At 65.8% G+C, this 23400-nt stretch carries 19 protein-coding genes and 1 other RNA gene; 1 reads left to right on the top strand and 19 read right to left on the bottom strand.

Features of this window, described 5'->3' with window-relative positions:
• Positions 1-51 precede the first annotated feature (51 nt).
• Positions 52-2769: a preprotein translocase subunit SecA gene (gene secA, locus HF690_RS11240; RefSeq protein ID WP_168609504.1), complete on the bottom strand. Its 2718-nt coding sequence runs from the start codon at positions 2767-2769 to the stop codon at positions 52-54.
• 177 nt (positions 2770-2946) lie between these two features.
• Positions 2947-3879: a M23 family metallopeptidase gene (locus HF690_RS11235; protein WP_113063732.1), complete on the bottom strand. Its 933-nt coding sequence runs from the start codon at positions 3877-3879 to the stop codon at positions 2947-2949.
• A gap of 29 nt (positions 3880-3908) precedes the next feature.
• Between HF690_RS11235 and HF690_RS11230 the strand changes: the two genes are divergently transcribed.
• Positions 3909-4388 (top strand): DciA family protein, encoded by a 480-nt coding sequence (locus HF690_RS11230; RefSeq protein WP_338042908.1) that lies wholly within the window; start codon positions 3909-3911, stop codon positions 4386-4388.
• A gap of 240 nt (positions 4389-4628) precedes the next feature.
• Here the strand turns inward: HF690_RS11230 and lpxC are convergent, their stop codons facing one another.
• The 17 genes from lpxC to HF690_RS11145 all read right to left on the bottom strand — a co-directional run bounded on the left by lpxC (position 4629) and on the right by HF690_RS11145 (position 23210).
• On the bottom strand, positions 4629-5540 hold the full coding sequence (gene lpxC / locus HF690_RS11225; protein WP_113063733.1) for a UDP-3-O-acyl-N-acetylglucosamine deacetylase: 912 nt from the start codon (positions 5538-5540) through the stop codon (positions 4629-4631).
• A gap of 372 nt (positions 5541-5912) precedes the next feature.
• Positions 5913-7121, bottom strand: a complete 1209-nt coding sequence (gene ftsZ, locus HF690_RS11220) for a cell division protein FtsZ (RefSeq protein WP_168609503.1) — start codon at positions 7119-7121, stop codon at positions 5913-5915.
• Between the two features lie 143 nt (positions 7122-7264).
• Positions 7265-8500, bottom strand: a complete 1236-nt coding sequence (gene ftsA, locus HF690_RS11215) for a cell division protein FtsA (protein WP_168609502.1) — start codon at positions 8498-8500, stop codon at positions 7265-7267.
• The gene (locus HF690_RS11210; protein ID WP_168609501.1) at positions 8497-9249 is read right to left on the bottom strand and encodes a cell division protein FtsQ/DivIB; all 753 of its coding nucleotides are present in this window, start codon (positions 9247-9249) and stop codon (positions 8497-8499) included. The genes ftsA and HF690_RS11210 overlap by 4 nt, the downstream gene beginning before the upstream one ends.
• Positions 9246-10220 carry a D-alanine--D-alanine ligase gene (locus HF690_RS11205; RefSeq protein WP_168609500.1) on the bottom strand — a complete coding sequence of 325 codons (975 nt, stop codon included), beginning with the start codon at positions 10218-10220 and terminating at the stop codon, positions 9246-9248. The genes HF690_RS11210 and HF690_RS11205 overlap by 4 nt, the downstream gene beginning before the upstream one ends.
• Positions 10217-11662, bottom strand: a complete 1446-nt coding sequence (murC, locus tag HF690_RS11200) for a UDP-N-acetylmuramate--L-alanine ligase (protein ID WP_113063738.1) — start codon at positions 11660-11662, stop codon at positions 10217-10219. The genes HF690_RS11205 and murC overlap by 4 nt, the downstream gene beginning before the upstream one ends.
• Positions 11659-12741, bottom strand: a complete 1083-nt coding sequence (gene murG, locus HF690_RS11195; RefSeq protein ID WP_168609499.1) for an undecaprenyldiphospho-muramoylpentapeptide beta-N-acetylglucosaminyltransferase — start codon at positions 12739-12741, stop codon at positions 11659-11661. Before murG ends, murC begins: the two co-directional genes overlap by 4 nt.
• Positions 12738-13982 carry a putative lipid II flippase FtsW gene (gene ftsW, locus HF690_RS11190; protein WP_193568470.1) on the bottom strand — a complete coding sequence of 415 codons (1245 nt, stop codon included), beginning with the start codon at positions 13980-13982 and terminating at the stop codon, positions 12738-12740. Before ftsW ends, murG begins: the two co-directional genes overlap by 4 nt.
• Before the next feature lie 3 nt (positions 13983-13985).
• Positions 13986-15068 carry a phospho-N-acetylmuramoyl-pentapeptide-transferase gene (mraY, locus tag HF690_RS11185; RefSeq protein WP_168609498.1) on the bottom strand — a complete coding sequence of 361 codons (1083 nt, stop codon included), beginning with the start codon at positions 15066-15068 and terminating at the stop codon, positions 13986-13988.
• Positions 15058-16428, bottom strand: a complete 1371-nt coding sequence (locus HF690_RS11180) for a UDP-N-acetylmuramoyl-tripeptide--D-alanyl-D-alanine ligase (protein WP_168609497.1) — start codon at positions 16426-16428, stop codon at positions 15058-15060. Before HF690_RS11180 ends, mraY begins: the two co-directional genes overlap by 11 nt.
• The gene (locus HF690_RS11175; RefSeq protein WP_168609496.1) at positions 16422-17900 is read right to left on the bottom strand and encodes a UDP-N-acetylmuramoyl-L-alanyl-D-glutamate--2,6-diaminopimelate ligase; all 1479 of its coding nucleotides are present in this window, start codon (positions 17898-17900) and stop codon (positions 16422-16424) included. The genes HF690_RS11180 and HF690_RS11175 overlap by 7 nt, the downstream gene beginning before the upstream one ends.
• Positions 17897-19675, bottom strand: a complete 1779-nt coding sequence (locus HF690_RS11170) for a peptidoglycan D,D-transpeptidase FtsI family protein (RefSeq protein ID WP_240151732.1) — start codon at positions 19673-19675, stop codon at positions 17897-17899. Before HF690_RS11170 ends, HF690_RS11175 begins: the two co-directional genes overlap by 4 nt.
• Positions 19672-19944 (bottom strand): cell division protein FtsL, encoded by a 273-nt coding sequence (gene ftsL, locus HF690_RS11165; protein WP_168609495.1) that lies wholly within the window; start codon positions 19942-19944, stop codon positions 19672-19674. The genes HF690_RS11170 and ftsL overlap by 4 nt, the downstream gene beginning before the upstream one ends.
• On the bottom strand, positions 19941-20852 hold the full coding sequence (gene rsmH / locus HF690_RS11160) for a 16S rRNA (cytosine(1402)-N(4))-methyltransferase RsmH (RefSeq protein WP_240151731.1): 912 nt from the start codon (positions 20850-20852) through the stop codon (positions 19941-19943). Before rsmH ends, ftsL begins: the two co-directional genes overlap by 4 nt.
• Before the next feature lie 56 nt (positions 20853-20908).
• The gene (gene mraZ / locus HF690_RS11155; RefSeq protein WP_113063744.1) at positions 20909-21355 is read right to left on the bottom strand and encodes a division/cell wall cluster transcriptional repressor MraZ; all 447 of its coding nucleotides are present in this window, start codon (positions 21353-21355) and stop codon (positions 20909-20911) included.
• 299 nt (positions 21356-21654) lie between these two features.
• An RNA gene (gene rnpB, locus HF690_RS11150) (RNase P RNA component class A) lies at positions 21655-22020 on the bottom strand.
• 14 nt (positions 22021-22034) lie between these two features.
• Positions 22035-23210 carry a GGDEF domain-containing protein gene (locus HF690_RS11145; RefSeq protein WP_168609493.1) on the bottom strand — a complete coding sequence of 392 codons (1176 nt, stop codon included), beginning with the start codon at positions 23208-23210 and terminating at the stop codon, positions 22035-22037.
• Positions 23211-23400: the final 190 nt, after the last annotated feature.

Raw genomic sequence — 23400 nt, 5'->3', positions numbered from 1 at the left:
GAAAAAACCCCGCCAAGGCGGGGTTTTTTCATGTCCGAAACGCTGCAGCGGTCAGTCCAGACGACCGTGGCAGTGCTTGTACTTGCGACCGGAGCCGCACGGGCACGGATCGTTGCGGCCGACCTTGGGCCCGTCGCGCACCACCGGGGACTCGGGATGCGGGGCGCCTTCGCCGCCGTCTTCCTCATCGCCCATGGCGCGTGCATCGGCATGCTGGAACTGCAGCTGCTTGGCCTGTGCCTGACGACGCTGCTCGGCTTCCAGCGCGGCCACCTCTTCCTCGCTGCGAATGCGCACGCGAGCGAGCATCTGCGTCACTTCGCTCTTGATGCGGTCGAGCATCTTCGAGAACAGCAGGAACGACTCGCGCTTGAATTCCTGCTTCGGCTGCTGCTGTGCATAGCTGCGCAGATGGATGCTCTGACGCAGGTAGTCCATGCTCGCCAGATGCTCCTTCCAGGCGTTGTCGAGCACTGACAGCATGATGTGCTTCTCGAGCTGACGCATGGTTTCCGCGCCAAGCTCTGCTTCCTTGTCCGCGAACATCTTCTCGGCCGCCTCGCGCACGTGCTCGAGGATCATCTCGGCGTCGATCTCTTCCTGGCTCTCGACCCAGCGCTGCAGCTCGAGATGCAGGTCGTATTCGCTCTGCAGAGTGCGATCCAGACCGGCGATGTCCCACTGGTCGTCGATGCTGTCCGGCGGCACGAAGGCATTCACCAATGCAGTGAACACGTCGTCGCGAATGTCGCGCACGGTCTCGGAAACGTCCTCCGACTCCAGCAACTCGCGACGCTGGTTGTAGATCACCTTGCGCTGATCGTTGGCGGTGTCATCGAATTCGAGCAGGTGCTTGCGGATGTCGAAGTTGTGCTGCTCGACCTTGCGCTGCGCCTTTTCGATCTGACGGCTGATCATGCGATCTTCCAGCGCGTCCTCTTCCTTCATGCCGAAGGCGCGCATCCAGCGTCCCACGCGCTCGCCGGCGAAGATACGGACCAGATTGTCCTGCAGCGACAGATAGAAGCGCGACGAACCCGGATCGCCCTGACGACCGGAACGGCCGCGCAGCTGATTATCGATACGGCGCGACTCATGGCGCTCGGTACCGATGATGTGCAAACCACCGGATTCCAGCACCGCGTTGTGCCGCTTCTGCCATTCGGCCTTGACTCGCTCGCGGTCGGCGTCCGTGGCGTCTTCCGGCAATGCCGCCAGGTCGACTTCCAGACTGCCTCCGAGCACGATATCGGTACCGCGACCGGCCATGTTGGTGGCAATCGTCACCGAACCCGGCGCACCGGCCTGCGCCACGATGTGCGCTTCGCGTTCGTGCTGCTTGGCATTGAGCACTTCGTGGCGAATGTTCTGCTTGTGCAGCTCGTTGGCCAGCAACTCGGACACTTCGATCGAGGTGGTGCCGACCAGCACGGGCTGCTGACGCTGCTGGCAATCGCGGATGTCCTCGACGATGGCCTTGAACTTGTATTCCTGGCTGAGGAAGATGATGTCCGGATTGTCCTTGCGGATCATCGGCTCATTGGTGGGGATCACCACCACTTCCAGACCGTAGATCGACTGGAATTCGTAGGCTTCGGTGTCCGCCGTACCGGTCATGCCCGACAACTTGTTGTACATGCGGAACAGGTTCTGGAAGGTGACCGTGGCCAGCGTCTGGTTCTCGCGCTGGATGGGCACACCTTCCTTGGCCTCGACCGCCTGATGCAGGCCCTCGGACCAGCGACGACCAGCCAGGGTGCGTCCGGTGAACTCGTCGACGATGATGACTTCGCCGTCGCGCACGATGTAGTCGGTATCGCGCTGATAAAGCGCGTGCGCACGGAGGGCGGCGTTCAGATGGTGCACCACGGCCAGATTGGCCGAATCGTACAGCGTGCTGTCCGGTTCGATCACGCCGGCCTGACGCAGCAGTTCTTCGGCGTGCTCCATGCCCGCTTCGGACAGGTGCACCTGTTTCTGCTTCTCGTCGGCCCAGTAATCGCCCTCGGCTTCCTCGCTCTCCTGCCGGCTCATGTGCGGCACGATCTTGTTCACCGCCACGTACAGCTGCGGCGAATCCTCGGCCGGACCGGAGATGATGAGCGGCGTGCGGGCCTCGTCGATCAGGATCGAGTCGACTTCGTCGACGATGGCGTAGTGCAGCCCGCGCTGATAGCGCTGCTCGCTGGACAGCGCCATGTTGTCGCGCAGGTAGTCGAAACCGAATTCGTTGTTGGTGCCGTAGGTAATGTCGGCGGCGTAGGCGGCATGCTTGTCCTCGTGGTTCATGTCCGGCCAGACCACGCCGGTGGTCAGACCGAGGAACCCGTAGACCTTGCCCATCTGCGCGGCATCGCGGCGCGCCAGGTAGTCGTTGACGGTGACCACGTGCACGCCCTTGCCTTCCAGGGCGTTGAGGTAGACCGGCAGCGTCGCCACCAGGGTCTTGCCCTCGCCGGTACGCATCTCGGCGATCTTGCCCTGATGCAACACCATGCCGCCGATCAGCTGCACGTCATAGTGGCGCATGCCCAGCACGCGCTTGGACGCTTCGCGCACGGTGGCGAAGGCCTCCGGCAGCAACTTGTCGAGCGACTCGCCACCATCGAGGCGCTTGCGAAATTCGTCGGTCTTGGCGCGCAGCGCATCGTCAGAGAGCTGCTCGAATTCGGGCTCGAGCGCATTGATGCGCGCCACGGTCTTGGAAAGCTGGCGCAGCACGCGCTCGTTGCGGCTGCCGAAAACGCTCGTCAGTAGGCGATTGAACATCGAAGATCCGATTTGATTAACGAATGGCCGCAGCGCGCGCGGTCGAATCCGCAATCATACTACGCACGCCGGCTCCCTGCCCTGCCAATGGTGGCATACCCCGCCGGTTTCAAGCACCCGACGTCGGGCCGACCCGTTTCATCGCGCCGGAAGCGCGACGCACGGGTCGCAAGAACCCTAGCGGTGGCTGCGAACGAAGGCCAGCGGGTTGATCGCGCGGCCCTTGAACCAGACCTCGAAATGCAGATGCGGACCCGTGGAACGGCCCGTCGAGCCGGTCAACGAGAGCTTCTGGCCTACCCGCACGCGTTCACCGACATGCACCAGCAGCTTGCTGTTATGTGCATAGCGCGTCATGTAGCCATTGCCGTGGTCGACTTCCACCACGTTGCCATAGCCGCTGCGCTTGCCGGCGTAGGTGACGATGCCCTCGGCCACCGCATGTACCGGGGTGCCGATCGGCGTGGCCATGTCCAGTCCGGAATGGAACTCGCGATGGCCGTTGAACGGATCGGTCCGGTAGCCGAAATACGAGGAGATGTAGCCGCCCGAGATGGGCATGCCGGTCGGACGCAGGCTCGAGGCCACCTTGCGATCGAGAAGCAGATCTTCCAGCGCCTTCAGCTGTACCTGCTGGCGGTCGAAGCGGTTCGACAGGCTGCTGATGCTCGTATTGAGGGTCTGTGGCAACGAGAACGTCGCCTCGCCGCCATCCTCGGCGCCACCGATGGCGGGCGGCTGGTCGAAGTCGAACTCGCCGTCCTTCAGCTTGCCGGCCTTCGCCAGGCGCTCGCCCAGCGCATCCAGTCGCACCGACTGGGCCTGGAGTTCGCCGAGTTTGACCGCCAGCGCATTGACGTCGCGCTGCGCATCGGCATGCACCTGCGTCAGCCTTTGCTGCTGCTGCTGAATGGTCTGCCGCATGGCCTGAATCTCGCGAACCGCGCTGTCGCGAGGTCGGACCACCGCCAGCGCCGCTGCCGCCCCCAGGCTCGCCACCACGAGCAACGCGCCGGCGGCGATCGCCAGCACACGTGCACGCAATGCGACGTTGGCGGTGTCGTAGGTCTTCGGGGCCTGCTTGTTTCGAGGAACGAGTATGATCTGCATTACTTCAACAACTTGTTAGGTTCGACTCCGTGCAACCACCACGCCAGCGTTCGGCTTTTCGCATACACACCAAGACCGCCAAGGTCGTGGGTGACTGCAAGCCCGTGGCCGCGCTGCGTGAGCGTGCCCGAGCATTGACCGCACTGGACGAACGGTTGCGCCAGACGTTGCCATCCCCCCTGAGGGAGCAGGTCCGCCTGGCTGACCTGCGCGATGACCGCATCGTGTTTCTGGCACCGACTCCGGCCTGGGCGTCTCGATTGCGGATGTGTCAGGGCGATCTGCTCGCCGCTGCCCACAATCTGGGCGCCAAGGCCAGTTCCGTCGTCGTGAAAGTGGCTCCGCTGCTACCCGAACCGGAAGAACCGGTCGCTGCGAAACCCCTTCCCCGCGCTGCCGCGGACCACCTCCGCAAAGCGGCGCAGTCCCTTTCGGACCATGAATTGAAGGCCCTGTTCCTGAGTCTGGCGTCCGTCGCCGAAGATTCTTCTTCCCCTCCAGAGTCGTAATGACTCCCCCGCAACGGCTGAACTCCCCTTGCCCGCTGCGTTTCACATTGTTTTCGATTCCGTCGCTCGCGACTGCGACCGACGTCTCAGGGTTTATAGCACGTTCAGCTTATTTGCAAAGTCATAGATCTCAGGATTTTGCGAGATTTTACGCAGGTTCTTACGATTTCCGAGCATAAAAACGCCCCCGACTGAGCCGGAGGCGTTGGATTCACCCCGAAATGGATGAGCGTGCCGGTGTTACACGGCCTGCGCCGGATGCACATAAGAAATCGGCGCATTGGCGGGATCGTCGAAGATCACCTCTTCCCAGGCGTCGGCATTCGCTTCCAATGCACGCAGCAGCTTGTTGTTGAGCTCGTGGCCCGACTTGTGGCCGTAGAAGGCGCCGATCAGACTGTGACCCAGCATGTACAGGTCGCCGATGGCGTCGAGAATCTTGTGCTTCACGAATTCGTCTTCGTAGCGCAGACCGTCCTCGTTCAGAACACGGTAGTCATCCAGCACCACGGCGTTGTCCATCGAGCCACCGAGGCCCAGATTGCGCTCGCGCAGCATCTCGATGTCGCGCATGAAACCGAAGGTGCGCGCACGGGAGACTTCCTTCACGAACGAGGTCGTGGAGAAATCGATCTCGGCGCTGGAGGTGCGCTGCGTGAAGATCGGGTGATTGAAGTCGATCGAGAAACCCACCTTGAAACCGTCGAACGGCTCGAAACGGGCCCACTTTTCGCCATCCTCGACCTTGATCGGCTTCTTGATGCGAATGAACCGCTTGGGCGCCTGCTGTTCCTCGATACCGGCCGACTGCAGCAGGAACACGAAGGGACCCGCGCTGCCGTCCATGATCGGCACTTCCGGTGCAGACAGGTCGACGTAGGCGTTGTCGATACCGAGGCCGGCCATGGCCGACATCAGGTGCTCGACGGTGCCCACGCGCACGCCGTCCTTGACCAGGGTGCTGGACAGTCGCGTGTCGCCGACATTCTCGCAGCGCGACGGGATCTCGACCGGTTCGGCCAGATCGGTGCGGCGGAAGATGATGCCGGTATTGACGGGGGCCGGACGCAGGGTCATGTAGACCTTGTCGCCCGTATGCAGGCCGACGCCAGTGGCACGAATGATGTTTTTAAGAGTGCGCTGCTTGATCATGCCTGCAACCTTTTATTGGGACAGCAGCCCAAAGTGGGTGAAAGGCTAACACAGTTTTAACTACCGAGATAGTGTACCGGTGCGTTCAAGTGTGAGCAAGGTATCACTTTCGTTCAGGTCAATACGACTGCGTATGCCGGACTCGGGGCATGGACCGTCTTGTCATGGATGATGCACTCGCCGGATCGACCCTCCTGTACAGATTTTTCCAGTCGGCGACAGCGGTAAAAATGCCGTGCGGTTCCGCCGGCGCATACAACGCCGAACGGCCCCGCACGGAAAGATAGGACCTGCGTCGGAGGACGGGAGTTCCGACGCAGGCATTCCTCGATCACACAGATTCGGGCCGTGTATCGGACCGAACCTACGCGATCAGTCGGCCTGACGACGCAGGAAGGCCGGGATATCCAGGTAGTTCATACCCGGATCGCTATCGGCCGCGGGGGCCGGCTCGACCTTGGCCTGCGCCTTCGGCTGCGGTTCCGCATAATCCACGACTTCGTTGCCGGTACCCGTGCGCAGCACCACCGGACGCGGCGGCTGGCGCGTGGCAGCCGGCTTCGGCTTGCTGCCGGCGCGAGCGTCGTCGCGCACGCCCTGGCGCAGCGGCTGGCGCACCGCGGCCGCGCGGTTCAGGCCGGTCGCGACCACGGTCACACGGACCTCGTCCTTCAGCTCGGTGTCCAACGAGGTGCCCAGCACCACGGTGGCGTCTTCGCTGGCGAAGTCGTGCACCACGCGGCCAATCTCGTCGAACTCGCGCATGGTCAGGTTCGGACCGGCGGTGACGTTGACCAGGATGCCGCAGGCACCGGACAGGTTCACGTCCTCCAGCAGCGGGTTGTTGATCGCCGCCTCGGCCGCGGCCTGGGCGCGGTCGTCGCCAGTGGCGCTACCCGAACCCATCATCGCCATGCCCATCTCGGACATCACGGTACGCACGTCGGCGAAGTCGACGTTGATCAGGCCTGGGGCCGTGATCAGGTCGGCGATGCCCTGCACCGCGCCCTGCAGCACTTCGTTGGCGGCCTTGAAGGCGCTGAGCAGGGTGACCTCGCGGCCGAGCACGGTCAGCAGCTTCTCGTTGGGCACGGTGATCAGCGAATCGACGTGCTGCGAGAGATCCTCGATGCCCTTCATCGCCACCTGCATGCGACGGCTGCCCTCGAAGGGGAACGGCTTGGTGACCACGGCCACCGTCAGGATGCCCTTCTCCTTGGCCAGCTGCGCCACTACCGGCGCAGCGCCGGTGCCGGTGCCGCCGCCCATGCCGGCGGTGATGAACACCATGTCGGTGCCTTCCAGCATTTCCTCCAGACGTTCGCGATCCTCCAGCGCGGCCTGGCGGCCGACTTCCGGATTGGCGCCCGCGCCCAGACCCTTCGTCACGTTCGCGCCCAGCTGCAGCGCGACCTTGGCGCCGCAGTTCTTCATCGCCTGGGCGTCGGTGTTGGCGCAGATGAACTCCACGCCCTCGATGTTGGCATTGACCATGTGAGCCACGGCGTTACCGCCGCCTCCGCCCACGCCGATCACCTTGATCACCGCATTCGGTGCCAGTTTTTCGACTAGTTCAAACATTTCCCGTCCTCCGTCAGTGTTTCACTTTTGTCGTTGTTGCCCGGTCCCAACACATGCCGGAATCCGGGTTTGGCAGGGAGTTCCCCTGCCCGGTTGCGCCTCCGTGCGCATCCTGTTCCTTGCTCCGCCGCGCCGAGACGCGGTCAGAAATTTCGTGTCAGCCAGTCGCGCACCTTGTCGACCATGCCGCCCATGCCCGGCCCGATCGGACCACCGGCCAGGCGCGATCCACCGCTGCGCGCACCATGCAGAAGCAGGCCCACGCCGCTGGCGTTGATCGGATTGCCGACCACATCGCCGAAACCGGCGACCTGGGTCGGATGACCCAATCGCACCATCTTGTGGAAGACTTCCTCGGCCAGCTCCAGCGCGCCTTCCATGCGCGAGGCGCCGCCGGTCAGCACCACGCCGGCCGCGACCATGCTCTCGAAGCCCGAGCGGCGCAGTTCGTCCTGCACCATCTCGAAGATTTCCTCGTAGCGGGCCTGCACCGACTGCGCCAGCGCCTGCCGCGCCAGCCGCCGCGGCGGACGGTCGCCGACGCTGGGCACCTGGATGGTCTCCTCGGCCCTCGCCAGCTGCGCCAGTGCGCAGGCGTACTTGATCTTGATTTCCTCGGCGTGCGCGGTCGGCGTGTGCACGCCGTAGGCGATGTCGTTGGTGACTTGGTCGCCGCCCACCGGCAGCGCCTTGGTGTAGCGGATCGCGCCCTGGGTGTAGATCGCGATGTCGGTGGTCCCGGCGCCGATGTCGACCAGGCATACGCCCAGCTCGCGCTCGTCGTCGGTCAGCACCGCCTTGGCGCTGGCCACGGCCGAGGGCACCAGTTCGTCGACCGACAGGCCGCAGCGGCTGATGCACTTGGTGATGTTGTGCACCGCCGGCGCCGCACCGGTGACCAGGTGCACGCTGGCCTCCAGGCGCACGCCGCTCATGCCGACCGGGTGGCGAATGCCGTCCTGGCCATCGATGCGGTATTCCTGCGGCTCCTTGTAGAGCACCTTGCGATCGGCCGGAATCGCCACCGCGCGCGCCGCCTCCAGCACCTGCTCGAGGTCACCGGACGTGACTTCGCGATCGCGGATCGCCGCGGTGCCGTGCGAGTTCTTGGTCTCCAGGTGGCTACCCGAGATCGAGGCGTAGACCGAACGGATGTCGCACCCGGCCATCAGCTCCGCTTCCTCGACCGCGCGCTGGATCGAATGCACGGTGGACTCGATGTCGACTACCGAACCGCGCTTGAGCCCACGCGAGACGTGAGAGCCGACGCCGATCACCTCGACCGGTTCACCCGGCTCGTACTCGCCGACGATCGCCACCACCTTGGAGGTGCCGATATCCAGGCCCACGACCAGCTGTTTTTCGTTCTTGCGGTTCATGTCTGCGGAACTCCCCTGCCTGCCGCGGGCTGCGCATTCGCCTCGGGTTGCGGCCAGCGCACGGCGAAACCGTTGGCATAGCGCAGATCCACTCGGGTAAAGGATTTGCCGTCGCCGTCCTGGGCCAGACGCGGATACACGTCGAGAAAACGCTTCAGACGCTGCTCCACGTCGTCGCTGCCGATGACCAGTTCGGCGCCATTGCCCAGTTGCAGGCGCCAGCTGGCTCGGCCGCTCAGAGCCACGCCATCGACGCGCAGACCGGCCTGCGCGAACGGCTCGCGGACACGCTGGTAGAACGCGACCACTTCCGGTTCACGCGCATCCGGACCACTGAGCTGCGGCAGCCCGCCGATCGCCGCCGCGCCGGGCGCGGTGAAGATCCCGCCGTCGCGGCCAATCAGACGGTCACCGTTCCAGTGCGCGACGGGTTGCCGTTCGTGCACGCGCAGTTCCAGCGTGTCGGGCCAGACCTTGCGCGCCTCGGCCGAAGCCACCCACGGCAGTGCCTGCACGGCCTTCTGCACACGATCCAGGCGTGTCGCGAAGAAGCCCTTGCCCAGATAGGGTTCGACCGTCGCGCGGATCTTGTCGGCGCTGACATGCTGGTAGGACGCCTGCACCTGCAGCGTACGGATCGGCCAGCGATCAGACGCGAACCAGCCACGCACCAGACCGACCACCGGCAGAATCACCAGCGCCACCGCGATCAGCCATGCCGCACCGCGCAGGGAAATCGGTGCCTTCATGCGCCGCCTCCCGCACGCGCCGGCGTGCTGTCGAAGCTGGTCTCCAGGATGCGCTGGCACAGCTCGTCGAACGGAATGCCGACGGTGGCCGCCGCCTTGGGCACCAGCGAATGCGCGGTCATTCCCGGCGCGGTATTCACTTCCAGCAGCCAGTTGCGGCCCTGTCGGTCGCGCATCACGTCGACGCGGCCCCAGCCGCCGCAGGCCAGCGCATCGAACGCTGTCCGCGCCAGCGCGCGCAGTTCGGCCTCGGCCTCGGCATCGTCCAGGCCCGGACAGATGTACTGCGTGTCCTCGGCCACGTACTTGGCGTGATAGTCGTAGTACGCGCCCTTGGGCACGATGCGGATCGACGGCAGCACGCGGTCGCCGAGAATGGAGACGGTCAGTTCGTCGCCCTCGATCAGCTGCTCGACCATGAGGTCGCCCGGATAGCGCGCCGCCAGCTCGACGGCGGCGTCGAGATCGGCTTCCTCGAACACGCGCGTGATGCCGACGCTGGAGCCCTCCCACGCCGGCTTGACGATCACCGGCAGACCGAGGCGCTTGACCACGGCATGGACGTCGCCGCCACGCGGCAGCGGCTCGAAGCGCGGGGTCGGCAGCCCGCGAGTCAGCCACACCTGCTTGGCGCGAATCTTGTCCAGCGACAGCGCCGAACCGAGAATGCCCGATCCGGTGTACGGCACGCCGAGCGCGTCCAGCGCGCCCTGCAGCTGACCGTTCTCGCCGCCGCCGCCATGCAGAATGTTGAACACGCGCGCGAAGTGGCCCGCGCGCAGCGCGTCCAGCAGCGCAGGGATGCCGTCGATGGCGTGCGCGTCGATGCCGCGCGCCTTCAGCGCGTCCAGCACATTGCGACCGGAATCCAGCGAAACCTCGCGCTCGGCCGAATTGCCACCCATGACCACGGCCACGCGACCGAATTCGCCCGGGGAACGCAGCGTCGTGTCGTCGACCGGCCGGTTCATGCCTCACCTTCCTGTTTCAAGTGACCGGCCGCGGCCAGCGCCGCAGCCGTGCTGCCGATGTCGCCCGCGCCCAGCAGCAACAGCAGATCGCCGTCGCGCAGCAGCGCCGGCAGCGCTTCGGCAAATTCGCGCGGATGCTCGACCAGCACCGGCGCAACCTTGCCGCGCGCACGCACGGCCCGCGCCAGGGCACGACCGTCGGCGCCCGGAATCGGCTTCTCGCCGGCCGGATAGACCTCGGTCAGCACCAGCACGTCGGCCTCACACAGCACGCGCGCGAAGTCGTCCATGTGGTCGCGCGTACGGCTGTAACGATGCGGCTGGAACGCAACCACCAGACGCTTGTCCGGCCAGCCGCTACGCACGGCGTCGAACACCGCCGCGATCTCGCTGGGGTGATGGCCGTAATCGTCGATCAGCATCACGCTGCCCTGATCGAGCGCCAGTTCGCCGCGGCGATGGAAGCGCCGGCCCACGCCCTGGAAGCTGGCCAGCGCACCGACCAGAGCGGTTTCGTCCACGCCCAGCTGCCAGCCGACCGCAACCGCGGCCAGCGCATTCAGCACGTTGTGCCGGCCCGGCAGATTGAGCGCCACCGGCAGCGGCGTCTTGCGTCCCGGCAACTGCAGATCGAAATGCATCTCGAAGCCGCGCTGGCGCAGGTTCAACGCACGCACGTCGGCGTCGGCGTTGTCGATGCCGTAGGTGACCACGCCGCGCGCGATTTCGTGCGACAGCTTCTCGACTTCCGGATCATCGACGCACAGCACGGCCAGACCGTAGAACGGCAACCGGTGCAGGAAGTCGGCGAAGGCCTGACGCACGTTGGCGAAGTCGCCGCCGTAGTTCTCCAGATGGTCGGCATCGATGTTGGTGATGACGGCCAGAATCGGCGACAGCATCAGGAACGAACCGTCCGATTCGTCGGCCTCGGCCACCAGATACTCGCCCGTGCCCAGTCGTGCGTTGGCGCCGGCCGAATTGAGCTGGCCGCCGATCACGAAGGTCGGATCGTACCCGGCCTCGGCCAGCACACTGGCGGTGAGGCTGGTGGTGGTGGTCTTGCCGTGTGTACCGGCGATGGCGATGCCGCGGCGGAAGCGCATCAGCTCACCCAGCATCTCGGCGCGCGGCACCACTGGAATGCGACGCTCGCGCGCGGCCATCAGCTCGACGTTGTCTTCCTTGATCGCGCTCGAGGTGACCACAACGTCGACGTCGGTGACATGCTCGGCGGCATGCCCCTCGCGTACGGTCACGCCCAGTTTCTGCAGACGCTCGGTGACCGGCGTGCGTGCGCGGTCGGAACCGGACACGGTGTAGCCGAGGTTCTGCAGCACTTCGGCGATACCGCTCATGCCGACGCCACCGATGCCGATGAAGTGCACGCGACGGAACACGGTCATGATGTCGTCGTGGGGTCGCAGTCGACGCACGCTCATGCAGCCACCTCCAGGCAACGGTCGGCGATGCGCGCCGCGGTGTCGGCCTGTGCCAATCCGCGTGCGGCCTCGGCCATCTTCAGCAGTTGCGCGCGGTCACTCAGCAGCGCCTGCAAACGTGTTTCCAGATCGTCCTCGCGCAAGTCGCGCTCCTGTATCAGTTCGGCGGCGCCGGCTTCGCACAGCGCCTCGGCATTCTTGGTCTGGTGGTCGTCAACCGCGTACGGGAACGGCACCAGGATCGCGCCCAGCCCGGCAGCGGCCAGCTCGGCCAGCGTCAGCGCACCAGCGCGGCACACGGCCAGGTCGGCCCAGGCGTAGCTGGCGCTCATGTTCTCGATAAACGCCTCGACCCGGGCTTCGACGCCGGCGTCGCGGTAGGCCTTGCGCGCGGCATCCAGGTCGCGCATGCCGCATTGATGCAGCACTTCCGGCCGCGAAGCCGGCGGCATGCGCCCCAACGCGGCCGGCACAAGACGATTCAGGGTGCGCGCGCCCTGGCTGCCGCCCAGCACCAGCAGGCGCGCCGCGCCGCTGCGATCGGCGAAACGCTCGGCGGGCGGCGGTACCGCAGCGATGTCCTCACGCACCGGGTTGCCAACCCACTCCGCCCCGACCTCGATCGGGAACGCGTCGGCGAATCCCACGAGCACTTTTCGCGCCAATTTGGCCAGTACGCGGTTGGTCACGCCCGGCACTCGATTCTGTTCGTGCACCAGCAGTGGAATACGCAGCAACCATGCGGCGAGACCGCCCGGCCCGGCCACGTAGCCACCCATCGACAGCACACTGCGCGGCCGATGCCGCCGCAGCAGTCGCCATGCCGACAGCACTGCGCGCAGCAGCACGAACGGCGCGGTCAGGCGCGTACGCCAGCCCTTGCCGCGCAGACCGCCGATGCGCACCGTATCCATCTCGATCCGATGCGCTGGCACAAGCGTGGTCTCCAGACCGCCCTGCGCACCCAGCCAGATCACCGGGATGCCGCGCGCGCGCAGCTCGGCGGCCACGGCCAGCCCGGGGAAGATGTGGCCGCCGGTGCCACCGGCCATGATCAGAACGGGACGCTGCGCGGTCATGCCGGCGCCTCCTCGGTCGCGCTCGCATCGGCGACGTTCGCATCGGCGACGCGCGCACTCTCGTTGCGCACGGCCATGCGCCGGGCGTCGCCCGCACGATGGATCTCGTAGCCGGCGCGCAGCAGCACGCCGAGCATGGCGCAGGTCATCATCACGCTGGAGCCGCCGGAACTGATCAACGGCAGCGTCAGGCCCTTGGTCGGCAGCACGCCGAGATTCACGCCCGCCGACACCATCGCCTGCAGGCCGATCATCAGCGAGATGCCAAAGGCCACATAGCCGGCGAAATGCTGGCCCAGTTCGACGCCACGCAGCCCCAGCATCAATCCGCGGCCGACCAGCAATGCGAACAGCGCCAGCACCACTACGATGCCGACCAGACCCAGCTCCTCGCCGATCACAGCGAGGATGAAATCGGTGTGCGCCTCGGGCAGGTAGAACAGTTTCTGTACGCTCTCGCCCAGTCCCACTCCGGTCCATTCGCCGCGCCCGATCGCGATCAGCGCCTGGGTCAGCTGGAAACCGTCGTTGAACGGGTCCTTCCACGGGTCCAGGAACGTCATCAGACGACGCACGCGATAGTTCTCGCTCAGCGCGGCCGCCGCCAGCAGCGGCGCGGCCACCGCGGCCATGCCGAACAGATAGCGCATGCGCGCGCCGCCCAGCCAGATCATGCCCACGGTCACGGCGATGATCAGCGCGGAGGAACCGAAGTCCGGCTGCAGCAGCAGGCTGATGACGATCAGCCCCGCCACCACCAGCGGATTGACGGTGCCGAACAGCTTGCGCTCGACCGCCTGCTTGTGGCGCACCAGATAGCTGGCCAGATACACGATCAGCAGCAGCTTGATCGCCTCGACCGGCTGGAAGCTGGTCACGCCCAGATTCAGCCAGCGCCGCGCACCGTTGATGCGCATGCCGATACCCGGCAGGAACACCGCCAGCATCGTCGCCATGCCCAGCAGCATCAGCGGCATGCTGAACTTCTCGACGAACTTCAGCTCCACGCGCATGGCGATCACTGCCAGCACCGTGCCCAGCGACAGGAACAACAGATGCCGCTTGAGGTAGTAGAACGCACCGATATGCTTGCCGTCGGCCACCGCGATGGACGCCGAGGCCACCATGACGATGCCGATGCTCGCCAACGCCACGATGGCCAGCAGCAGCACCGGGTCATAGCGGCCGCGCGGCCCCTCCCGGCGCCTGGCCTGTTGCGACGATGGCGAAATCAGCAGCATCGATCAACGCACCTTCAACGTCGCCAGTCCGATCAGGACCAGCACCACGGAAATGATCCAGAAGCGCACGATCACGCGCGGTTCCGGCCAGCCTTTCAATTCGAAGTGATGATGGATCGGTGCCATGCGGAACAGCCGCTTGCCGGTCAACTTGAAGCTGGCCACCTGCAGCATCACCGAGGCGGTCTCGATCACGAACACGCCACCCATCACCAGCAGCACGATCTCCTGCCGCACGATCACCGCGATCAGACCCAGCGCAGCGCCGATCGACAGTGCGCCGATGTCGCCCATGAAGACCTGCGCCGGATACGTGTTGAACCAGAGAAAGCCCAGTCCGGCCCCGGCCAGCGCGCCACAGAAGATCGCCAGTTCACCAGCGCCCGGGATCGACGGAATGCCCAGGTACTGCGAGAACACCGCGTTGCCGGCCAGATACGCGAAGATGCCGAGCGCGCCAGCGACCAGCACGCTGGGCATGATGGCCAGGCCGTCGAGGCCGTCGGTCAGATTCACCGCGTTGGAGAAGCCGACCACCATCAGGTAGCCGATCACCACGAACAGCACGCCCAGCGGCAGCGCCACGTGCTTGAACAGCGGCACGAACAGCGCGGTTTCCGGTGGCGTCTTCGCAGTCACGTACAGGAAGATTGCGGCGGCCAGACCAAACAGCGACTGCAGCAGATACTTCCATCGCGCCGGCAGGCCGCGGCTGTCCTTCAGTACCAGCTTGCGGTAGTCGTCGTAGAACCCGATGCCGCCGAACGCCAGCGTCACCGCCAGCACCACCCAGACGTAGCGATTGTGCAGATCGGCCCAGAGCAACGTGCCGATGGCGATGGCGACCAGGATCAGCAATCCGCCCATGGTCGGCGTACCCGCTTTGCTCAGGTGCGACTGCGGACCGTCCTCGCGTACCACCTGGCCAGCCTTCATCGCCGCCAGCTTGCGGATCATGCCCGGCCCCATCAGCAGGCATACGGCGAGGGCCGTCAGCGCGCTCATGATGGTGCGGAACGTGATGTATTCGAACAGGCGCAGCGCGCCCAGATAGGTCGAAAGCCATTTGGCCAGTTCAAGAAGCATGCGGCCCCCCTTCTTGCGCATCTGCTTCGAGCGCGGCGACCACGCGATCCATGGCGGCGCTGCGCGAGCCCTTCACGAGGCAGGTGACGCCTGCATGCAATTCCTTGCGCAGGACTTCGATCAGCGCGGACTGATCGCTGAAATGTTCGCCGCCGGAGCCGAAAGCATCGCAGGCGGCACGACTGAGCAGGCCGACGCCGAACAGCCGCGCCAGGCCGTGTTCGCGAGCGTAGGCACCGATCTGCGCATGCAGTTCGCGCGCATCCGGTCCCAGCTCGGCCATGTCGCCCAGCACCAGCCAGCTTTCGCCTTCGGCCAGCCCCAGCGTGTCGATCGCGGCACGGGTCGAGGCCGGGTTGGCGTTGTAGCTGTCGTCGATCAGTTTCCAGCCCCCCGGCATGGTGTGGCTGCGAAGTCGACCGGGCACACCGCCGGCGTGATGCAAGCCATGCGTGATGTGCTCCAGCGGCACCTCCAGCGCGCAGGCGATCGTCGCCGCCGCCATCGCATTGGCAATGTTGTGCCGACCCGGCAGGGGCAAGGAGATCTCGGCATCGCCCTGCGGGGTGCTCAGCACGAAACGGCTTCCACCCGCATGCATTTCCACGATTTCGGCGCCGACATCGGCCTCGCGCTCAAGGCCGAATCGCAGCGCTCGGCGCGTGCCGAGCAGGCCGGCGAAATAGTCGGCGAAGGCATCGTCGGCGTTGATGATCCCGATACCGTCCGGCGGCAGGGAGCGGTACATCGCGCCCTTGGTCTCGGCAATGTTCTCGATGCTGCCCATGCGCTCAACATGCGCCGAGGCGATGTTGTTCACGAGGCCGATATCGGGCCGCGCGATGGCGGCCAGATAGTCAATGTCCCCACGCTTGCCCGCGCCCATCTCCAGGACGGCGTATTCCGCGTCGTCGGGCATCTCCAGCAGCGTCAGCGGCATGCCGATCTCGTTGTTGAAGTTGCCGGCGTTGACGTGGGTGCGGCCGTGTCGGGCAAGAATGGTCGCCGTCAGGGTCTTCACCGTGGTCTTGCCATTCGATCCGGTGATTCCGATCACCCGCGCCGACGACGCGCGACGACGTGCGCCGGCCATGTCACCCAGCGCCTTCAGCGTGTCCGACACCAGGATCTGCGGGATCTCCACATCCTGTACCCGGGAAACCAGAGCCGCCGCCGCGCCCTTCTCGGCGGCAGCGGCCACATGCTCATGTCCATCGAAGCGTTCGCCGACCAGGGCCACGAACAACTGGCCGAGTTTCACGTGACGGCTGTCCGTGCTCACGCCGCGAATCAGGACGTTGTCACCGTGCACGCGGCCATGCGTCCATTCGGCGATTTGCTGCAAATACTTCGTCAGCATGCGTGCACCTCCATGGCGGCGCGTGCCACTTCCAGGTCGTCGAAGGGATGCTTCTGGCCGTTCACTTCCTGATAGTCCTCGTGCCCCTTGCCGGCGATCAGCACCACGTCGTTGGCACCCGCCATGTTCAGCGCCTCGTGGATGGCCGCCGCGCGATCGCGCTGCACCACGGCCGCTTGCGGCCGATCCATGCCGGCGAGAATCTGCGCGACGATGGCGTCGCCGTCCTCGCCTCGAGGGTTGTCGTCGGTGACGATGACGCGATCGGCCAGACGCTCGGCAATCGCACCCATGTGCGGACGCTTGCCGGCGTCGCGCTCGCCGCCGCAGCCGAACACGCAGATCAGCATGCCGCGCGTGTGACCGCGCAGACTGTTCAGGGCCTGCTCCAGCGCATCCGGTGTGTGCGAGTAGTCGACCACCAGCAGCGGCTGCCCGGCTTCACCGCCGAGCCGGCTCATGCGCCCGCGTACCGGATGCAGCTGCGCCAGCACTTCCGCGACGCGTGTGAAGTCCTCGCCCAGCGCGCCCAGACAGGCGGCGACCAGGAGCAGGTTCGCGACATTGAAGCGCCCAAGCAGCGGGCTTCGCACCGCAGCATCGCCCCATGGCGTGTGCAGCACGAAATGCAGACCGTCGCCGTGCGCTTCCACATCGGTCGCGGTCACTTCGGCCTGCACGCCGCCGACGCTCACGCGCAGGCATTTCACGTCTTCCGACACGCGTTCGGCCAGACGGCGACCGAATGCGTCGTCCACATTGATCGCGGCAGCCTTCAGTCCGGGCCAGTCGAACAGCCGTGCCTTGGCCTCACCGTAGGCCTGCATGCTGCCGTGGTAGTCCAGATGGTCGCGCGTCAGATTGGTGAAGGCGGCCAGATCGAAGTCCACCCCCTCCACGCGTCCCTGATCCAGCGCATGCGAGGAAACCTCCATCGCCACGTGACTGGCACCCGCCTCGCGGAACCCGGCCAGCAACGCCTGCATGCTCAAGGCATCCGGCGTGGTGCGCTCGCCGCGCTCGATCGAACCGTGCAGGCCGCTGCCCAACGTACCGATCGTAGCCGCACGATGTCCCAGCAGCGTCAACGCCTGCGCCAGCATCTGCACGCACGACGTCTTGCCGTTGGTGCCGGTGACGCCGATCACGGTCATGCCCTCGGAAGGCTGCCCGAAGAAGCGCGCAGCGAGTGGCCCGGCCTTGTCTCGCAGACCGTCGATCCAGATCACCGGCGCGTCGATCTCGGGAGCGGCGCGCTCAGGACCCTCGGCGAGAATCACCGAGGCGCCCTGAGCGACGGCCGCAGGGGCAAACGTGATGCCGTGCGCGTGCTGGCCGGCCAGCGCCACGAAGGCGTCGCCAGCGCGCACACGGCGCGAATCGATCTGCAGACCCGTGACCGCGATGTCGCCGTTCGCAGGCGCATCGGCCACACCCGCCAGCAGGTCGTGAAGACGCATGCTCGCCGTCATCGCGCACCCTCCTGTCGCGAGCGACCGCCCTGCATCGCGGCCGCGCCGCCGTGCGACGCATACAACTGCGGCACGTTGTCCGGCGGAATGTCCAGCAGGCGCAGCGCACCCTTCATCACCGAACTGAACACCGGCGCCGCGACCGTCGTGCCGAAGTAGCCACCCTGCGCGCCGCGCACGATGACCACGCCGACCAGACGCGGATTGCTGGCCGGGACCATGCCGGCGAACAGCGAGTTGTAGTTCGAATTCGAGTAGCCACCTGCCTCGGCAATGTGCGAGGTGCCGGTCTTGCCGGCAACGGTGTAATTGGCGATGGCCGCGGTACGGTAAGCCGTGCCACCGGGCTCGACCACCGTCTTCAGCATGTTGACCACTTCCTGCGCCACACGCGGACTGAGCACACGCTTGGGCGTGTTGTCCTGACCCTTGACGAAGCTCGGTGCACGCAGCAGCCCGCCATCGGCGAACACGCAGTAGGCCTGCGCCAGCTGCAGCGCGGTCACACTGAAACCGTAACCGTAGCCAATGGTGGCCTGGCGGATCGGCCGCCAGTCGCCGCCGATCGGCAGCAGACCTGCGGATTCGCCCGGAAACCCGCTGCCGGTGCTGGCACCGAAGCCGAAATCGCGGAACACCTTATACATGGCGTCCGGGGTCAGGCTCAGCGCCATCTTCGCCGCGCCGATGTTGCTGGACCGGGTAATGACCCCGGTGACATCGAGCACACCGTTGTTCTCGTCGTCCTTGATGGTGTGGCCGTACAACTGGATCCAGCCCGGCGAAGTGTCGATCTTGGTGGTCGGCGTCCACTTGCCACTTTCCAGCGCCGCCGCCACGGTGAAGGCCTTGGCGGTGGAACCGGGTTCGACCACGTCAGTCACGGCGCGGTTGCGGCGCTGCGCCGGATTGCTGTTGCCGACGGCATTGGGGTTGTACGACGGCAGATTGACCATCGCCAGCACTTCGCCGGTGCGCGGGTCCATGATGACCATCGAGGCCGAGGAGGCCTTGAACTTCTTCACCGTCTCGTCGAGCTGGCGGTAGGCCAGATACTGGATGCGGCGATCAATGCTCAGGGTCAGGTCGTGTCCCGGCTTGGGCGCGCGCACCATGTCCACGGTCTCGACGGTGTGGCCGAGCCGGTCGCGGATCACGCGCTTGCTGCCCGCCTCGCCGCTGAGCCACTGATCGTAGGCGCGCTCCAGCCCTTCCTGACCGTGATCGTCGATGTTGGTGAACCCGAGCACGTGTGCGGTGACCGCGCCCAGCGGGTAGTAGCGGCGGAACTCGCGCTGCTCGTTCACGCCCGGAATCTTCAGATTCAACACGGCCTGTGCCGCCTCGGGACTCATGCGCCGCTTCAAGTACACAAATTCGCGATTGGCGCGCTGATCCAGGTACTGCTCCAGATCGTCTGCGTCGATGCCCAGGGCGCGCGCCAGTTCCGGCATGCGGTCGGTGTGGTCGAGCACTTCCTGCGGATTGGCCCAGATGGACTCGACCGGCGTCGACACCGCCAGCGGCACGCCATTGCGGTCGAAAATACTGCCGCGCGAGACCGGAATCGGCACTTCGCGCAGAAAGCGCGCATTGCCCTGCGCCTGATAGAAGCGCTTGTCCACGACCTGCAGCTTCACCGCCTGCGCCAGCAACCCCAGCGCCGCCAGTGACAACAACGACACCACCAGCGTCATGCGCCGCCGCACGCTCGGCCCGCGCGCACGTTCGCGCTCGGGCAGCTGCAGTTCCGGTTTGGCGCGGTTGCGGCTCATCGGCGGATCAGACGGGTGTCGGCAGCGGTGGGATTGACCATGCCCATCTTCGCGCGGGCGATGGTCTCGATACGGCTCGGCTCGGCCCAGGTGGCCTTTTCCAGCTCCAGGCGGCCGAACTCGACATTCAAGGCGTCGCGCTGCGACTGCAGCTTGGTCAACTGCACGAACAGCACGCGGTTCTCGTGCCGCGCCCAGACCACCGCAATGGCGCTGATCAGGACCAGCGCCAGCAGGATCGGCAGCAGCAACACGAGACGGGCCGTCATGGCAGTCGCTCCGCCACACGCAGCACCGCGGAGCGGGCGCGCGGATTCGCTTCCAGCTCGGATGCGGAAGGGAAATGCGCCTTGCCCACCGCGCGCAGTTTCGCCGGCGGCGCCTCGGGCGGCGGCAGGTTGCGGCGACCGGCCGGACGGATGCCCGACTGGCTGCGGATGAACTGCTTGACCACCCGGTCCTCCAGCGAATGGAAACTGATGACCACCAGACGCCCGCCCGGCGTCAGCCGTGCGAGCGCTCCCTCGAGCCCCTGTTCCAGCGCATCCAGTTCGCCGTTGACCCGGATGCGCAATGCCTGGAACGTGCGCGTCGCAGGGTGCTTGCCCTTCTCGCGCCGACCCAGCAGTCGCTCCAGCAACTGCGCCAGTTCGCCGGTTCGGCGGATCGGCTGCGTCTCGCGCTGCGCCACGATGGCGCGCGCGATGCGGCGACTGAACCGCTCCTCGCCGAAGCGCCAAAGCACATCGGCGATCTCCTTTTCATCCGCGCGCGCCAGAAACTCCGCCGCGCTCTCGCCGCTGTCCGGATCCATTCGCATGTCCAGCGGCGCATCGGCCATGAAGCTGAAGCCACGCTCGGCCTCGTCCAGCTGCGGCGAGGACACGCCGATATCGAGCAGGATTCCGTCCAGCCCCTCTTCCGTCGCCGGCCACTGCGCCAGTTCGGCGAAGTTGCCGCGCCGGATGCGGACACGCGCGTCGCCGGCGAAGGCCATCTCGGCCTCGGCGATGGCCTGCGGATCTCGATCCATCAGCAGCAGGCGGCCATCGGGCCCCAGGCGCTCGAGGATCGCGCGCGCATGACCGCCTCGACCGAACGTGCCATCGAGATATCGCCCGCTTGCCTTCACGGCGAGTCCCTCCAGTGCCTCCTCGAGCATTACCGGGATGTGCATCAATTGACTTCCCATTGCGCCATCCCGTTTCGTCGTCGTCCGTTCGTTCGTTACCGTTACAACCTCAGTTCCGCCATGTCGTCGCTGATCTGATCCTCGCCGATGGTCTGGCGGATGCGGCTCAGATGCGCCTGCTCACTCCACAACTCGAACTTGGTGTCCATGCCCAGCAACACCGCTTTTTTCTCGATGCCGGCCGAAGCGCGTTGGCTGGCCGGCAACAGAATCCGCGAGGCGCTGTCGGGCTCGACGTGGGCTGCGGCACCGACCAGCTTGCGCTGCAGATCACGATGCACGGCCTTCACGCTGGGCAGCGCATTGACCTGATCGCGCACCCGCTCCCATTCGCTTTGCGGGAAAATCCACAGACAGCCCGCCTCGAACGGGTTGTACGCCACGACCAGACGGTTACCGCACTCGCGCGCGACCAGATCCCGATACGCAGTCGGGATGGCCAGGCGGCCCTTGTCGTCGACGGTAATGGCGGTTTCGCCTTGGAACATGGCTAGGGACTTCCACGAATTCCCACGAATTCACACTGGAACCCACAATAGTCTCAGCCCCTGAGACTGTCAAGGAATTTTTGCTTGCAGATCAAGGACAAAGACAACGGTTGCTGAATTTTTATGCAGTTTCTCAGGAACTGCTTTGATGCCCTTGAAATCGGTAACTTTTTTGTGCGATTCGAGCAAACGGACGGAAGACTTTCCCCACTTCGCCGATCACTACCCGCATCCACCGATGCAAAAACGCCCTCCCCGCACGGGGAGGGCGTCGGGCAGCATCGCTGCCGCCATGGATAAGATGGAGCCGGCCTGTAAGCCGGGTTCTGTACGCCTTGCGGCGCGACAGTCATTCCTCTCGGCCTGGCGTCACCGCCAGGCTCCAGCAACCTACCCGGGAACAACGCGGGCCGCGTTATCGTTCCCCTATTCGGTCTTGCTCCGGGTGGGGTTTACCGTGCCACGCGGCGTTGTCCCCGCGCGCGGTGCGCTCTTACCGCACCGTTTCACCCTTACCTGATCCCCTTGCGGGGCCATCGGCGGTCTGCTCTCTGTTGCACTGGCCGTCAGCTCGCGCTGCCCAGGCGTTACCTGGCACCCTGCCCTATGGAGCCCGGACTTTCCTCGACGCGCGCAAGGCGCGACGCGACTGTCCGGCCGACTCCGACGCCAGTGTACTTCATCCGTCGGCGAGCGCGGGGGCAGGCGACGAAGTTTCTTCCGCCGACTCAACGCGATTGCGCCCGTTGCGCTTGGCCCGGTATAGCGCCTCGTCAGCCCGGCGCAGGGCCTCGTCCAGCGTGGGGGCCGCGCCGGGACCGAGCGCGGCCACGCCGATCGAGACGGTCACGTGCAGATCCGGTGCTTCGTCCGGCGCGGCCATGGCCGCCACCTCTTTGCGCAACCGCTCGGCCATCTTCACGGCACCGTCGCGCGTGGTGGCCGGCAATGCCAGGGCGAACTCCTCGCCGCCGATGCGACCGGCAATATCGCCGCTGCGCAGCACGCCGTGCAGGTGTGCGCCCAGACGCGTCAGCACCACGTCGCCGACCGCGTGGCCGTACCGGTCGTTGATCGACTTGAAGTGATCGACGTCGAGCATGAGCACGGCGACTTCGGTCGTCGACACCGGCGCATCGCGCACGGCGGCGACTCGCGCCTGGAACTCGCGGCGGTTGCACAGGCCGGTAAGCACGTCGCGCGTAGCCAGATCCTGCAGTTGACGGGCATAGCGCACGATGCGCCGGATCATCGGCCGGAAGATGCCCAACGCCTCGAACAGCAGCACCAGCAGAACAACACCCAGAATGATGTGCTGCAAGATTTCCATGCGCTGTAGATGCACCTCGCCAGCCCGCACATGAACAGAAGCAACCGCTTCCAGTCCGTCGGGCAGGCGCTTGCGGGCCAGCGCGCGCAAGGCGCGCAGGGACTCGGCGAACTGCGGATCGCCGGGCACACCGCCATCGATGCGCTGGGCAAGGCCGATGAAACGCTCGATGTTCTGCCCGAGTCCGTCTCGATACAGCGCCAGCGCGCGCGGCTTGCCGTAGGCGATGAAGGACGACTCGCCTTCATCGCGGGACAGGATGCGGTATTCCTTCTCGAAACGGACAAGACTGGCATGCAGCACGGCATGCGCCTGCGCCGAGCCGTCCGCATACTCATCGGCCATCTGCGCAATGCGTTCGCTCAGGACGATCTGGCGCGTGCTCATCGCGGCCACGGCCGCCGAGCCGTCGTCCTCGCGCAGGACGCGGCCGAGAATCAGGTGGGAAAACACCGTGCATACGGCGATCAGGCCGAGCGCGACGATGTAGCGATAGGTCAGGGCACGGCTGGACAATCCGGTCATGGGCACGCGAGGGTCGGAAGGAACATAACCGGGCGCCCATGCGCGACGGAAAACCCGGCGCATGCCGTCAGGCGTCCACGCCGACGTTTCACCCACGAATCGGGAACGCCAAGTTCGCGCTCCGCGCCGGCTCGCGTCCTGACCTTGCCGGCAAGCGCTCGATCTTAGCGCTCCATCTCCAAGAACGGCA

The sequence above is a fragment of the Oleiagrimonas citrea genome (genome assembly GCF_012395255.1).
In the GTDB taxonomy this organism is placed as follows: Bacteria; Pseudomonadota; Gammaproteobacteria; order Xanthomonadales; family Rhodanobacteraceae; genus Oleiagrimonas; species Oleiagrimonas citrea.
This window is presented reverse-complemented; position numbering and strand designations above follow the sequence as displayed.